Annotated in this window: 12 protein-coding genes; 6 read left to right on the top strand and 6 right to left on the bottom strand. The window is 73.0% G+C overall.

The annotated features are described in order from the left end of the window. The first annotated feature begins 1 nt into the window (after position 1). The 3 genes from AB0G63_RS08740 (at position 2) to AB0G63_RS08730 (ending at position 4807) form a co-directional block, all read left to right on the top strand. Positions 2-1468 (top strand): bifunctional glycosyltransferase family 2/GtrA family protein, encoded by a 1467-nt coding sequence (locus AB0G63_RS08740; RefSeq protein WP_360746400.1) that lies wholly within the window; start codon positions 2-4, stop codon positions 1466-1468. Next, on the top strand, positions 1465-3831 hold the full coding sequence (locus tag AB0G63_RS08735) for a glycosyltransferase family 39 protein (protein WP_360746397.1): 2367 nt from the start codon (positions 1465-1467) through the stop codon (positions 3829-3831). Before AB0G63_RS08740 ends, AB0G63_RS08735 begins: the two co-directional genes overlap by 4 nt. Positions 3832-4036: 205 nt before the next feature. After that, positions 4037-4807: a TetR/AcrR family transcriptional regulator gene (locus tag AB0G63_RS08730; protein WP_360746394.1), complete on the top strand. Its 771-nt coding sequence runs from the start codon at positions 4037-4039 to the stop codon at positions 4805-4807. A 117-nt stretch (positions 4808-4924) separates the two neighbouring features. Here AB0G63_RS08730 and AB0G63_RS08725 read toward each other — a convergent pair whose 3' ends face one another. Both AB0G63_RS08725 and AB0G63_RS08720 read right to left on the bottom strand, forming a co-directional pair. Beyond that, positions 4925-5395 (bottom strand): PPOX class F420-dependent oxidoreductase, encoded by a 471-nt coding sequence (locus AB0G63_RS08725; RefSeq protein ID WP_360746391.1) that lies wholly within the window; start codon positions 5393-5395, stop codon positions 4925-4927. A 65-nt stretch (positions 5396-5460) separates the two neighbouring features. Beyond that, positions 5461-5814 carry an STAS domain-containing protein gene (locus AB0G63_RS08720; RefSeq protein WP_360746388.1) on the bottom strand — a complete coding sequence of 118 codons (354 nt, stop codon included), beginning with the start codon at positions 5812-5814 and terminating at the stop codon, positions 5461-5463. A gap of 226 nt (positions 5815-6040) precedes the next feature. On the opposite strand from AB0G63_RS08720, the gene AB0G63_RS08715 reads away from it, so the two are divergent. Both AB0G63_RS08715 and AB0G63_RS08710 read left to right on the top strand, forming a co-directional pair. Next, positions 6041-6769, top strand: coding sequence for an ANTAR domain-containing protein (locus tag AB0G63_RS08715; protein WP_360746385.1), 729 nt, complete (start codon positions 6041-6043; stop codon positions 6767-6769). Between the two features lie 128 nt (positions 6770-6897). After that, positions 6898-7596 (top strand): GAF and ANTAR domain-containing protein, encoded by a 699-nt coding sequence (locus AB0G63_RS08710; protein WP_360746381.1) that lies wholly within the window; start codon positions 6898-6900, stop codon positions 7594-7596. Between the two features lie 62 nt (positions 7597-7658). On the opposite strand, the gene AB0G63_RS08705 is transcribed toward AB0G63_RS08710, so the two are convergent. The 3 genes from AB0G63_RS08705 to AB0G63_RS08695 form a co-directional block, all read right to left on the bottom strand. Beyond that, positions 7659-8480: a YceI family protein gene (locus AB0G63_RS08705; protein WP_360746379.1), complete on the bottom strand. Its 822-nt coding sequence runs from the start codon at positions 8478-8480 to the stop codon at positions 7659-7661. Positions 8481-8586: 106 nt separating this feature from the next. Next, positions 8587-11214, bottom strand: a complete 2628-nt coding sequence (locus AB0G63_RS08700) for an MFS transporter (protein ID WP_360746376.1) — start codon at positions 11212-11214, stop codon at positions 8587-8589. Positions 11215-11227: 13 nt separating this feature from the next. Beyond that, positions 11228-11722 (bottom strand): MarR family transcriptional regulator, encoded by a 495-nt coding sequence (locus tag AB0G63_RS08695; RefSeq protein WP_360746373.1) that lies wholly within the window; start codon positions 11720-11722, stop codon positions 11228-11230. 195 nt (positions 11723-11917) lie between these two features. On the opposite strand from AB0G63_RS08695, the gene AB0G63_RS08690 reads away from it, so the two are divergent. Next, the gene (locus AB0G63_RS08690) at positions 11918-12112 is read left to right on the top strand and encodes a hypothetical protein (protein WP_351887720.1); all 195 of its coding nucleotides are present in this window, start codon (positions 11918-11920) and stop codon (positions 12110-12112) included. A 121-nt stretch (positions 12113-12233) separates the two neighbouring features. On the opposite strand, the gene AB0G63_RS08685 is transcribed toward AB0G63_RS08690, so the two are convergent. Further along, a complete protein-coding gene (locus AB0G63_RS08685) occupies positions 12234-13058 on the bottom strand; it encodes a hypothetical protein (protein ID WP_360746369.1) in 825 nt (274 codons plus the stop codon). Positions 13059-13076: the final 18 nt, after the last annotated feature.

Raw genomic sequence — 13076 nt, 5'->3', positions numbered from 1 at the left:
CATGCGAACCGACTCTTCTCCCGGCACCCTGCCGGCGCGGGAGCACCTCCCGGCCGGCGACGCCGGTACGCCTGTCCTGGACGTAGTGATCCCCGTCTACAACGAGGAGAAGGACCTCCAGCCGTGCGTGCTGAGACTGCACGAGCACCTCAGGCGCACCTTCCCGTACGCGTTCCGCATCACGATCGCGGACAACGCCTCGACGGACACCACCCCCCTGGTGGCCCGGCGGCTGGAGGCGGACATCCCCGAGGTCCGGTCCTGCCGGCTGGAGCAGAAGGGCCGCGGCCGCGCGCTGCGGACCGTCTGGTCCGCCTCGGACGCCCCGGTCCTCGCCTACATGGACGTGGACCTGTCGACCGACCTCAACGCGCTGCTGCCGCTGGTGGCACCACTGATCTCGGGCCACTCCGACCTGGCGATCGGTTCCCGGCTGGCCCGCTCCTCCCGCGTCGTACGGGGTCCCAAGCGGGAGTTCATCAGCCGGGTCTACAACCTCATCCTGCGCGGCTCGCTGCAGGCCCGGTTCTCGGACGCGCAGTGCGGCTTCAAGGCGATACGCCGTGATGTCGCCCAGGTGCTGCTGCCGCTGGTGGAGGACACCGGCTGGTTCTTCGACACCGAGATGCTGGTCCTCGCCGAGCGCGCGGGCCTGCGCATCCACGAGGTGCCGGTCGACTGGGTCGACGACCCGGACTCGACGGTGCACATCGTGAAGACGGCGACCGACGACCTCAAGGGGGTGTGGCGCGTGGGCAGGGCCCTGGCCACCGGTTCGCTGCCGCTGGACCGGCTCGCCCGTCCCTTCGGCGACGATCCGCGCGACCGCGACCTGAAGGACGTACCCAAGGGGCTGGCCCGCCAGCTCGTCGGGTTCTGCGTGGTCGGCGGGCTGTCGACGCTGTTCTACCTGCTGCTCTACAGCGGCTTCCGCATGTTCTCCGGCTCCCAGGCGGCCAACGCGCTCGCCCTGCTGGTCTCGGCGGTCGCCAACACCGCGGCCAACCGCCGCCTGACCTTCGGGGTGCGCGGGCGCGGCGGCGCCGTCCGGCACCAGGCTCAGGGCCTGGTCGTCTTCGGCATCGGCCTCGCGCTGACCAGCGGTTCGCTCGCCGCCCTCAACGCGGCGACGTCCGACCCGGCCCACTCCACCGAACTGGCCGTCCTGATCGCCGCCAACCTCGCGGCGACGGTGCTGCGCTTCCTGCTGTTCCGGGCGTGGGTGTTCCCCGACCGCCAGGAGGAGCTGCACTCGGCCGTGGTGGCCTCGCACACCCCGTCCGCGCCGGCCCACGCACAGCAAGCGCAGCCCCAGCACCCGCACGCGCACCCGTACTGGCAGCAGACCACGGTCCCGTTCCACGCCGGTGAAGCCGCGGACCGCAACCGCACCCGCACCTGGGGGGACGCCACCGCGCAGCTGCAGCCGGCGCGCCCCACCGACACCGACCCGAGGGACTTCCGATGACCACCGACTACGACCGGACCAGCCACGAGGGCGGACCGGGTCCCTCAGCCTGGGGACCACCGACTACGAGCGCACCGACGACGAGCGCACCGACTACGAGCGCACCGACGACGAGCGCACCGACGACCAGCACCCGGACAGCCGGCGGGCCGCCGGTGAGCGTGCCGACGACGGACACGCTCACCCCGGCCCCGCACGAGCCCGTGGCGCCGCCGCCGCTCCCGCCCGCCCCCGCGGCGGGCGAACCGAAGCAGCCGCTCGGGCGCGGACTGTGGCGGGGCCGGCCCGAGGACCCCCGCTGGGCCCGCCCGGCCCTCCTCGGCCTGCTGCTGGCCACCGGCCTGCTCTACCTCTACAACCTCAGCGCCTCCGGCTACGCCAACTCCTTCTACTCCGCGGCCGTCCAGGCCGGCAGCAAGAGCTGGAAGGCGTTCTTCTTCGGCTCGCTGGACGCGGGCAACGCCATCACCGTCGACAAGCCCCCGGCCTCGCTGTGGCCGATGGAGCTGTCGGTGCGGATCTTCGGGCTGAACTCGTGGGCGATCCTGGTCCCCGAGGTCCTGATGGGCGTCGCGACGGTCGCCGTCGTGTACGCGGCCGTGCGCCGCCGGTCCACCCCCGCGGCCGGACTGATCGCCGGCGCGGTACTCGCGCTCACCCCCGTCGCGGCGCTGATGTTCCGGTTCAACAACCCGGACGCGATGCTGGCGCTGCTGATGGCGCTGGCCTGCTACTACGTCGTCCGCGCGGTCGAGGACGGCCGGACGAGGTGGCTGCTGTGGGCCGGGGTCGCGATCGGCTTCGCGTTCCTCGCCAAGACCCTGCAGGCCTTCCTGATCCTGCCGCCGCTGGCGATCGTGTACGCGGTGTGCGCGCCGGTGCCGCTGAAGAAGCGGTTCGGGCAGCTGGCCGCGGCGACGCTCGCGCTGGTCGTCTCCGGCGGCTGGTGGGTCGCGATCGTCGAGCTGTGGCCGGCCTCCTCCCGCCCCTATATCGGCGGATCGCAGAACAACTCCTTCCTGGAGCTGACCTTCGGCTACAACGGCCTCGGCCGCCTGAGCGGCGACGAGACCGGCAGCGTCGGCGGTGGGGGCGGCGGGGGCGGCACCGGCATGTGGGGCGAGACCGGCTGGAACCGGATGTTCAACTCCGAGGTCGGCGGCCAGATCTCCTGGCTGCTGCCGGCCGCGCTGATCCTGCTGGCCGCCGGTCTGGTGGCCACCCGCAAGCTGCCGCGTACCTCCGCGACCCGCGCCGCGTTCCTGGTCTGGGGCGGCTCGCTGCTGACGACCATGGTCGTCTTCAGCTACATGGCGGGCATCTTCCACCAGTACTACACGGTGGCCCTCGCCCCCTACCTGGCGGCCGTGGTCGGCATGGGCTCGGCGCTGCTGTGGGAGCGGCGGAGCGAGACACGGGCGTCGCTCACCCTCGCGGCCTCGGTCGTGGCGAGCGCCGCCTGGGGCTACGTCCTGCTCAACCGCACCCCGGACTACCTGCCCTGGCTGAAGTGGCTGGTCCTGATCGGCGGCCTGACCGCCGCCCTCGGCCTGATCTTCGCGGGCCGCATCACCCGGCGGCTCGCCCTCGCGGCGGCGGCCCTGGGCCTGGTGGCCGCGCTGGCCGGCCCGACCGCGTACACCCTGAGCACCGTAGACAGCGGACACACCGGCTCCATCGTGACGGCCGGCCCGGCGGGCGCGAGCACGATGGGCGGCGGCCCCGGCGGCGGTGGCGGCATGCGGGGCGGCTTCGGCGGCGGCATGCCGGGCCGGCAGGGCCAGAGCCAGCAGAACGGCAACGGCAGCACGCAGGGGCAGCAGGGCAACGGCTTCCCCGGCGGCACCGGCGGCTTCCCGGGCGGCACACCCGGCCAGCAGGGCCAGCAGAACGGCAACGGCAGCACCCAGGGCCAGGGCCAGAACCAGCAGGGTGGCATGCCCGGCGGCCAGATGGGCGAGGGCGGCGGCATGGGCGGCGGTGGCGTCGGCGGCCTGCTGAACGGCGCGAGCGTCAGCTCCGAGGCCAAGAAGCTGCTGGAGACCGACGCGGACAAGTACACCTGGGCCGCCGCGGCCATCGGCTCGCAGAACGCGGCGAGCTACCAGCTCTCCACCGGCGAACCGGTGATGGCGATCGGCGGCTTCAACGGCACCGACCCCTCCCCGACGCTGGCCCAGTTCAAGAAGTACGTGGCGGAGGGGAAGATCCACTACTTCATCGCGAGCGGCGGCATGGGCGGCGGCATGGGCGGCAACAGCGGCACGTCCTCCCAGATCACCTCCTGGGTGGAGGCCAACTTCAAGAAGGTCACGGCCGGTTCGGCCACCTTCTACGACCTCACGCAGAAGGCGAGCGACTGACGGTCCGTCGGACGGAGCAGGGCGGTGGCCACGGCCACCGCCCTGCTCCGTTCTGTCGTCCAGCGCGGGAAACGTCCTGCGGCCCGCGCCGCGTTGGCGTGCGGGGCGGAGCGGGCAGACTCGGGGTGGTGGCCGCCCGCAGCCGGGCGGGCGGATGCCGGCACCTGGCATCCTGACCGGCGAACGACGTCGAGGAAGGTGCGCCATGGTGAGGGCAGCCGAGCGGGCCGGGCGGACCAGCGTCTGGCTGGAGGGCAAGGCCCGCCGGGGAGGGCGCGGCAGCGGACAGCCGTCGGGGCTGGACCGGGAGCGGATCACCGAGGCGACGGTCCGGCTGCTGGACGGCGAGGGGCTGGCCGGATTCTCCATGCGCCGCCTGGCCGCCGAGCTGAACGTCACCGCGATGTCCGTCTACTGGTACGTCGACACCAAGGACGACCTGCTCGAACTCGCCCTCGACGCGGCCTTCGGCGAACTGGCCCTGCCCGACCCGGACGCCGGCCCCGACGCCGACGAGGACTGGCGCGACCAGCTGCGGACGCTGGCCCGGGAGTACCGCACCCTGCTGGTGCGCCACCCCTGGCTCTCCCCGCTGGCCGGCACGTTCCTCAACATCGGCCCGAACTCGCTGTCGTTCTCCCGCGCCGTCCAGCAGGTCGTCCGCAGGACCGGCCTGCCCGTGCACGGTCTGACCGGCGCCATCTCCGCCGTCTTCCAGTTCGTGTACGGCTACGGCACGGTCGAGGGCCACTTCATCGCCCGCTGCGCCGCCGCGGGCATGACCCAGGACGAGTACTTCCGGTACGCGATGAGCGCGGCGACCCGGGCCCCGGAAGCCGCCGAGGTCGTCCAGGAGTCCGCCGAGTTGATGGCGGCCCGCGGCGGCGACACGGTGCAGGACATGCGGGAGAGGGACTTCGCCTTCGCCCTGGAGCTGCTGGTGGCGGGCATCGAGGCGATGGCCGCCCGGGGCTGACCGCTCGCTCCCGGGCGCCGGGCTTCCCGCTCCTGGCCGCCGCCGGGCCTCCCGCTCCTGGCCGCCGGCCGTGCTGCTCTTGGCCGCCCGCCGTGCTGCTCCCGGCCGCCGGCCGCGCTACTCCTGGGACGCCAGCCGGGCCGGGAAGCCGCCGGTGGCCACCGGACCCCACTTCTCGGGCGTGACCCGGATGATCGACTTGCCCTGCTTCAGCATGGCCGCCCGGTACTCGTCCCAGTCCGGGTGCTCGCCGGCGATGTTGCGGTAGTACTCCACCAGCGGCTCGACGGAGTCGGGGCTGTCGATCACCTCGGCGGTGCCGTCGATCTGGACCCAGGGCCCGTTCCAGTCGTCGCTCAGCACGATCAGGCTGACGTGCGGGTCCCGCTTGGCGTTGCGCGTCTTGGCGCGCTCGGGGTAGGTGGAGACGACGATCCGGCCCGAGTCGTCGACGCCGCAGGTCAGCGGGGAGCCCTGCGGGCTGCCGTCGGCACGCCGGGTCAGCAGGATCGCGCGATGGCGGGGCCGTACGAAGTCCAGCAGCTCGTCCAGGGAGACGCGGGTGTTGGTCGCGATGTTCGGTGCCATGGCGCCAGCCTAGGACGTCCCGCCCGCCGGCCCGGGACGTGTCGCGCGGCTTCTCGCCGCGCCGCTCAGCCCGGCAGCGCCTCCGCCAGGTTGCCGAAGACGGGCACGTCCCGGCGTATGCCGGTCAGCTCCAGGACCCGGCTGGGCAGGCCGCCCGGCGCCGCCACGACCCGCAGCGGGACGCGGCCGGCCAGGAAGCGGTGGACGTCCCCGACGAGTCGGGCGCCCTGGGAGTCCATGAAGCCGGTGCCGGTCAGGTCCAGCACCAGCAGGTCCATCCGGTCGAGGCGGGAGGTCACGGCGGCGGCCACGGCGTCGAGCAGCAGCGCGCCGTTGGCGAGGTCGATCTCGTCGGGAAGAGTGATCAGTGTGCATCCGGGCAGGTCATCGACCCGGCAGAGGGTCAGCAGGAAGGTCATCGCACTCACCTGGCAGACGGCAGACGGACGTCCGGAATCCGGGGGAGGCCACTTCCCGACCTGCCGTCATTCCACCATGCCCCATGGAGGCTTGAAAAGGGCAGCCGTACCGACGGCCGGGAGGACGTGATCGGCGTGCGGGAGAACGGATAAAGTGCTGTCCGTACTGTGCTCGCAGTCAGGAATGTGCTGCGGAGCTCTCCTGCGCGCGGCTTGTCGGCCGTGCATGCCGAAGAGGTTCGTGGTGACTGCGTCTGAATTTCCTGATTTGCCCCCTTTTTCAGCGGATTTCGAGCTGGCCGAGGCCCTGACGGTGGCGGCACAGCAACTGCACGACACCGTCACCCCCAACAGCGCCATGCGCACCGCGGCCCGCCTGGCCGTGCACCTGCTGCCCGGCGCCGAGCACGCCGGCGTCTCGGTGCTCGACGGCGACAGCCACCCGCGCACGGTCGCCTGGACCGACGAGATCGTCCGCGCCGCGGAGGCGTCGGGCGCGGACGGGGACCGGCAGCAGCCGTACTGGGACGGGCTCTGGCACCGGCCCGTCGTCCGCCTGGACGACAGTGAGACCGAGGAGGGCGGCGGCGGCCTGGCGGACCTGGGCCTGCGCTCCGCGCTCGCGCTGCGGCTGCGCACCGACCGGCGGCGGCTGACCGTGCTGACCGCGTACGCGCGCCGGCCCCGGGCCTTCGACGAGGCCGCCACCCGCATCGGCCGCCTGTTCACCGCGCACGTCAGCCAGGCCCTGGACTCCACGACGGTGCGTGAGCAGCTCACCGAGGCGATGCGCACCCGCGACCTGATCGGCCAGGCCACCGGCATCCTCATGGAGCGCATGAACATGGACGCGGCCGAGGCGTTCGACAGCCTGGTGCGGGCCTCACAGCGGGAGAACGTCAAGCTGCGCGACCTGGCCCGGCGCATCGTCGACGCGAGCAACCGGCCTGCGTGAGGGCGTGCGTGAGGGCGTGTGCGCGGGCGTCGTGAGGGCGCGGGCGCGCGGGCGCGCGGGCGGCGGTGCGACGTCCGCCACGGTCCGGTCCGTGCTTGTCCGCGGCCTTCCAGGTTATCAGTACTCTCATGAGTCCTGACACGCCCGGCACATCCGGCTCCGACACGTTGGAGATGGCGATCGCGCGCAGCGGCGGACTCGACACGCTGCTGCGGGACCTGACCGACCGAGCGGTCCGGGCGGTGCCCGGTGCCGCCGCGTGCAGTGTCACCGTGCGCAGGGGCGACCGCCTGCTGACCCTGGCGGGCAGCAGCGACCTGGTCAACGGTCTCGACCAGCGCCAGTACGAGAACGGCTCGGGCCCCTGCGTCGAGGCCGCCGACACCGGCCTCGAGCAGTACGCGCCCGACCTCGCCGCCGAGACCCGCTGGCCGCGCTACACGGCCTACGCCCGTTCCGTCGGCGTCCGCTGCGTCCTGGCCCTGCCGCTCGTCGTGCAGGGCGAACGGGGCGCGGCCCTCAACTTCTACGGCGTCGAGCCGGGTGTCCTGGGCACCGGCAGACGGGCGGCCCGCGCCTTCGCCGCGCAGGCCGCGGACGCCGTCAGCCTCGCGCTGCGCGTGGAACGCGAGGCGGACTCCGTCGCCGACGTCCGCACCGCCCTGCTCTCCCGCAGCGTCATCGACCAGGCGATCGGCATCCTCATGGCGCAGGAGCGCATCAACGCCGCCACGGCCATGGAGCGCCTGCGCCGCGTCTCGCAGAACGCGAACATGAAGCTGCGCGACCTGTGCGCCGAACTCGTCACCCGGACCGCGGGCGGCTGACCGTCCACCCCGGGCGGCTGACCGTCCACCCCGGGCGGTCAGCCGCCCGCGGTCCGGGTGGGTCACGGCTGGGGCAGTGACTCGCCCTGTACCGCCTGGACGTCCAGTTCCACCTTCAGCGTCGTGCCGATCGCGGCGATGCCCGCCTGCACGACCTGGTTGTAGTGCATGGCGAAGTCCTCGCGCCGCAGCTCCGTCGTCGCGCGGAACGCGGCGCGGGTGCCGCCCCACGGGTCGGCGCCGGTGCCGAGGTAGGCGAGGTCGAGGTCGACGGGCCGTACGACGCCGTGCAGCGTCAGCTCGCCGTGCACTGTCCAGCGGTCCGGCCCGGCCGCCGTCAGACCCGTGGAACGGTAGACGATCTCCGGGTACTTCTCGACGTCCAGGAAGTCGGGCGAGCGCAGGTGGCCGTCGCGCATGCCGTTGCCGGTGTCGATGGACGCGGCCCGGATGACGGCCTCGACGCTGGACTTCTCCGCCTCGTCCGGGGCGATCTCGACGCGTCCGGCGAACTCGGTGAACCGGCCGCGGACACTGGAGATCCCCAGGTGCCGGGCGACGGCGGTGACCGCCGAGTGCGCCGGGTCGATGGTCCACGGCCCGGGCGCCGGCAGCTCGGTGCCGCCCTGCCGGTCCAGGGTCACCGTGCCGACCTCGGCCCGCCGGCTCGCGGTGACGATCGCGGTCGCGGCGGCGGGCGCGTACCCGACGGCCGTGACGACGACGGTGTACGGCCCGGGAGCGAGCCCGGTCGTGTCCCGTACGTTTCCCTCGGCGTCCGCCTCGGCCCGCAGCACCTGCGCACCGGTCATGTCGGTCACCGTGACGATCGCGTGCGACACGGCCCATCCGTCCCGCGTGCGGATCCTCGCGGTCAGTCCCATCCCGTTTTCTCCCTGCAACAGCACGTGGTCGTGAAAGAGGCCGGCCCGTGGCGGGCGCACCGCCGCTCACAGTGCGCCACCGCCACGGGCCGGGGCCGGTTCCGAACTACTCCCCCGGATGGGCCAGTTCGATGTCGTGGTCGTCGACTCCGCGGCCGCTGACGGTGAGCGCCGTGGCCACCGGAGGGTAGCCCGCCGCGATCACCGTGTACTCGCCGCCGTCCAGGTCGGCGAAGGCGTACGCGCCGTCCGGCCCGGTGGTGGCAGTGCCGACCACGTTGCCCGCCGCGTCGACCAGCGTCACGCGGGCGTCGGCCAGCGGCCCGTGCGGGGCCCGTACGACGCCCTGGACCTGGGCGCCCGCGTCGAGGCCGACCTCGATCCGGGTGACGCCGGTGCCGCCCACCTCGACGGGCAGCGCCCGCGGCCGGTACCCGGAGGCGTTGACGGCGACGGTCACGGCACCCGGCACCAGCTCCGTGAAGCCGAACTCGCCCTGCTCCCCGGTCGTCCCGGTGGCCAGCAGGTCTCCGCGCACGTCGGTGACGACGACCATCGCGTCCTTCACCGGCTCACCGGTCCGCGCGGCCCGCACGAGACCGTTCAGCCCGCTGGTCCCGCTGAGCAGGACGTCGTAGGAGACCGGCTCGCCGGTCACCACGACCGTGGACGCCTGCGGCTGGAAGCCGTCGGCGGCGGCGATCAGGACGTAGGAGCCCGCGCCCGGCGCGTCCAGCGTGTAGGAGCCGTCGGCCTGTGCGACCGACCGGCCCAGCTGCCGTCCGGTCAGCGAGATCAGCGTGACGGCGGCCTGCGGCACGGGCACGCCCTCGGCGCCGCGCACGAACCCGCGCACCGGTATGCCGTCGGAGGGGCCCGGGACGCCGGAGGTCTCCTCGGGGCGGGCCGCCGTGGCGACGGCCGCGAGCGGCCGCCCGCCCTCGGGCGCCGGCTCCGTGCCGGACACCGCCCGGCCCGCGGCCGTCTCGACGGCGGGAGCCCCGGCTTCGATGGCGGCGAACCCGGCTTCGGCGGCGGCAGCGGCCTCGGCCTGGACGGCGGACGCGGCCACGGCGGCGGTGCCCCCGGACCCGGCGGCGGACGCGGTCTCGACGGCGGGAGCCCCGGCGGGTGTCTCGTTCTCGGCGGCCTGCGCCAGCCCGCCCTTGGTCCGCAGCGGGACCTCCTTGATGAACAGCGTGATCAGGAAGGCGACCAGCGCCAGTCCCGACGCGATCAGGAACACGTCCGCGATGCCGTGGCCGTAGGAGCTCTCCATGACGGTGCGCAGCGGCGCCGGCAGCTTGTCCATGTCCGGGATCTGGCTGGAGGAGCTCGAGCCGGACGCCAGCGCGGCGTACTTCGGGCCGAGGCCGGCGATGCCGTCCCGGGCGTAGTCGGTGATGCGGTTGGCCATGACGGCGCCGAGCGCCGAGACGCCCATCGCACCGCCGAGGGACCGGAAGAACGTGACCGTGGAGCTGGCCGCGCCGAGGTCGTGCGGGTCGACCTGGTTCTGCGTGCACAGCACCAGGTTCTGCATCATCATGCCGATGCCGAGACCCAGCAGGGCCATGAAGACGGCGGTCTTCCAGTACTGCGTGTCGTAGCGGATGGTGCCCAGCAGACCCAGCCCCGCCGTGACCAGCACGCCCCCGCTGACCAGCCACGCCTTCCACTTGCCGGTGCGGGTGATGAACTGCCCGGAGACGGTGGAGGAGACGAACAGGCCGCCGATCATCGGGATCGTCAGGACGCCGGACATGGTCGGGGACTCGTCCCGCGCCAGCTGGAAGTACTGGGCGAAGAAGACCGTCCCGGAGAACATCGCCACACCCACGAACAGCGAGGCGAGCGACGACAGGGTGATGGTGCGGTTGCGGAACAGCCGCAGCGGGATGATCGGCTCGGCGGCCCTCGACTCGACGAGCAGGAAGATCAGCCCCAGCACGACCGATCCGGCGATCATCGTGTACGTCTGCCACGACAGCCAGTCGTACTTGTCACCGGCGAAGGTGACCCACAGCAGCAGCAGCGAGACCGCGGCGGAGACGAAGAACGCGCCGGCCCAGTCGACCTTCACGTCCCGCTTGACGACGGGCAGGTGCAGGGTCTTCTGCAGCACGATCAGCGCGATGACGGCGAAGGGCACGCCGACGTAGAAGCACCAGCGCCAGCCCAGCCAGGAGGTGTCGGTGATGACACCGCCGAGCAGCGGGCCGCCGACGGTGGCGACGGCGAAGGTCGCGCCCAGGTAGCCGGAGTAACGGCCGCGTTCCCGCGGGGAGATCATGGCGGCCATGACGATCTGCGCCAGGGCCGACAGACCGCCGACGCCGATGCCCTGCACGACGCGGCAGGCGATCAGCATCCCCGAGCTCTGCGACAGACCCGCGGCGGCCGATCCCAGGACGTAGACGACCAGGGCTGCCTGGACGAGGACCTTCTTGCTGAACAGGTCGGCGAGCTTGCCCCACAGGGGAGTGGTCGCCGTCATCGCCAGCAGGCTGGCGGTGACGACCCAGGTGTAGGCGGACTGGCCGCCGCCGAGGTCGCCGACGATCTCCGGAAGGGCGTTGGAGACGATCGTCGACGACAGGATCGCCACGAACATCCCGAGCAGCAGCCCGGAGAGCGCCTCCATGATCTGCCGGTGCGTCATCGGAGCGCCGTCGGAGGAGCCTCCCCCGTGCTTGGCGTGGGCCCGCACACCGGCTGGTGTGGTCGTTGCCATGGGCTTCCTTCTCTTACGTGCTTGCGGGTGTACGGGTGGTCGGTGCGAGTGCGGGCGGCGCGTGCCGGGGCGCTGCGGTGCGGCAGTCGTCGAAGCTCGACCTGAGCCGCGCCATGAGCCGGGTGAGCTGTGCGACCTCGTCGTCGCTCCAGTCGCTCAGGCGGTCGGCGAGCAGTTCGGCGGTGCGCTCGGACAGCGCCTCCAGCTGGGCGCGGCCCGCGGCTGTGAGGTGCAGGATCCGGGACCGCTTGTCCGACGGGTCGGGGGAGCGGTCGATCCAGCCCCGGTCGGCGAGGTGCGCGGCGTGGCGGCTGGTGACCGACATGTCCACCGAGAGCAGCTCGGCGAGCTTGCTCATGCGCATGTCGCCGTGGCGTCCGAGGAGCGTCAGGACGGCCGCGGAGCCACTGGGGCAGTCGTGCGGCAGGATGCGCCCCAGCTCCCGCTTCACGGCGCCGAAGGCGCTGAACTGGCGGATCAGTTCCTCGTACTGCGCCCGCTCGGCCATGACACCTCCCGCATTCGTTGCTTGGGGCAACCATAGGAGTTGTTGGTTGCTGAAGGCAAACAAAATCGGGCGGGTGCGGGCCAAAAACTTGGCAAAGGCAAGTATTGCGGACGTAAACGTGCAGGTGGGGGCGTCCGTGGTGGTGGGACGCCCCGCACTTGGGTCCCCACCCGGTATTCGCTAGTGTTCCGGGCTATGGCTAACCCCCAGGGCCCCCAGGGCAACCACGACCCCGCAGGCAGCACCCAGATGTTCCGCGCCTTCGTCGACGAGGCGCCGCCGGCCCGGCAGCAGGCGGCCGCGTCGTCCGGCCCGCGCGTCGGCCTGATCGTCGGCATCGTGGTCGCCGTCGCGGTCGTCGCCGCGGTGGCCTGGCTGGCGTTCAAGTAGAACGGACCGCGCGTTCAAGCAGACCGGACCACGTTCGAGTGGACCGGACCACGTTCGAGTGGACCGGACGGGCCGCTTTCCGGCCGGCCGGGCGGCGTTCAAGAGTGCCCCGACGGCCGGGCTACTCCCACCGGACGGAGACGTCCCGCGTCTCGATGTGCATGCCGAGCGGCACCCGCCACCAGTCGACGCACACCGTCCAGGTCCGCTCCGTCCGCGTCCCGGCCCCGATCGGCACCGGAAGCCCCACCGTCGACTCGACGGTCCCCCAGTCGACGCCGAGCGCGCCGACGACATGGGTGCCGAACGTGACGGTGCCCGAACGCACCGCGGTACCGCCGGAGTTGTCGAAGGCGACGGTCACCTTCTCGCACCACCGCCGGTCCGTCGCCTCCCGCTCCGGCTCGCTCCAGCTCAGTACGGCGGGTCCGGCCGGCGTCGGCTGACCGGGAGTCGGCGCCGGAGAGCCCGGAGAGCCCGGAGAGCCCGGACCGGCCGTTCCGCCGCCGGACGCGGTGCCGTCGCCCGGCCCGCCGGTGCCGCCGTGCGTGCCGGACGCCGTCGTCGGCGTGGACCGAGGAGTACCGCCGGGGTCCGGCGCAGTCCCGCGATCCGGTGAGCCGTCCGCACCCGCCGCCCGCCGGTCACCCCCGTCACCCGAGGCGCCGGTGTCCCCGCTGTCGCCCCCGCCCCCGCCGTTCCCGCCGCTCCCGGCGCTGTCGTCGAGCGGAACCAGCCGCACCCCGTCCGTCGGCGCCGCGGCCGCGCCCGAGACCGGCGGCGGTCCGCCCGCCGCCCCGGTCGCCACGTATCCGCCGCCCCCGTCGTCACCGGCGCAGGCGCCCAGGACGCCGCCCAGGCAGACGACGGCCGCCGACGCGCCGATCAGGGCGCGCCGACGGCCGGGTGTCCATGTCGTCGTAGTCCGAGAAGACCCGCGAAGCATCGCGCCAGTGTGGCTGAC

The sequence above is a fragment of the Streptomyces sp. NPDC020996 genome (genome assembly GCF_040641355.1).
Classification (GTDB): Bacteria; Actinomycetota; Actinomycetes; order Streptomycetales; family Streptomycetaceae; genus Streptomyces.
This window is presented reverse-complemented; position numbering and strand designations above follow the sequence as displayed.

What these genes read in the sequence shown, in the direction of transcription:
- AB0G63_RS08690 (WP_351887720.1), top strand. Translation starts at nt 11,918, where the DNA reads ATGGCTAACCCCCAGGGCCCCCAGGGCAACCACGACCCCGCAGGCAGC.
- AB0G63_RS08730 (WP_360746394.1), top strand. Translation starts at nt 4,037, where the DNA reads ATGGTGAGGGCAGCCGAGCGGGCCGGGCGGACCAGCGTCTGGCTGGAG.
- AB0G63_RS08705 (WP_360746379.1), bottom strand. Translation starts at nt 8,480, where the DNA reads ATGGGACTGACCGCGAGGATCCGCACGCGGGACGGATGGGCCGTGTCG.
- AB0G63_RS08735 (WP_360746397.1), top strand. Translation starts at nt 1,465, where the DNA reads ATGACCACCGACTACGACCGGACCAGCCACGAGGGCGGACCGGGTCCC.
- AB0G63_RS08700 (WP_360746376.1), bottom strand. Translation starts at nt 11,214, where the DNA reads ATGGCAACGACCACACCAGCCGGTGTGCGGGCCCACGCCAAGCACGGG.
- AB0G63_RS08695 (WP_360746373.1), bottom strand. Translation starts at nt 11,722, where the DNA reads ATGGCCGAGCGGGCGCAGTACGAGGAACTGATCCGCCAGTTCAGCGCC.
- AB0G63_RS08725 (WP_360746391.1), bottom strand. Translation starts at nt 5,395, where the DNA reads ATGGCACCGAACATCGCGACCAACACCCGCGTCTCCCTGGACGAGCTG.
- AB0G63_RS08685 (WP_360746369.1), bottom strand. Translation starts at nt 13,058, where the DNA reads ATGCTTCGCGGGTCTTCTCGGACTACGACGACATGGACACCCGGCCGT.
- AB0G63_RS08715 (WP_360746385.1), top strand. Translation starts at nt 6,041, where the DNA reads ATGCCGAAGAGGTTCGTGGTGACTGCGTCTGAATTTCCTGATTTGCCC.
- AB0G63_RS08710 (WP_360746381.1), top strand. Translation starts at nt 6,898, where the DNA reads ATGAGTCCTGACACGCCCGGCACATCCGGCTCCGACACGTTGGAGATG.
- AB0G63_RS08720 (WP_360746388.1), bottom strand. Translation starts at nt 5,814, where the DNA reads ATGACCTTCCTGCTGACCCTCTGCCGGGTCGATGACCTGCCCGGATGC.
- AB0G63_RS08740 (WP_360746400.1), top strand. Translation starts at nt 2, where the DNA reads ATGCGAACCGACTCTTCTCCCGGCACCCTGCCGGCGCGGGAGCACCTC.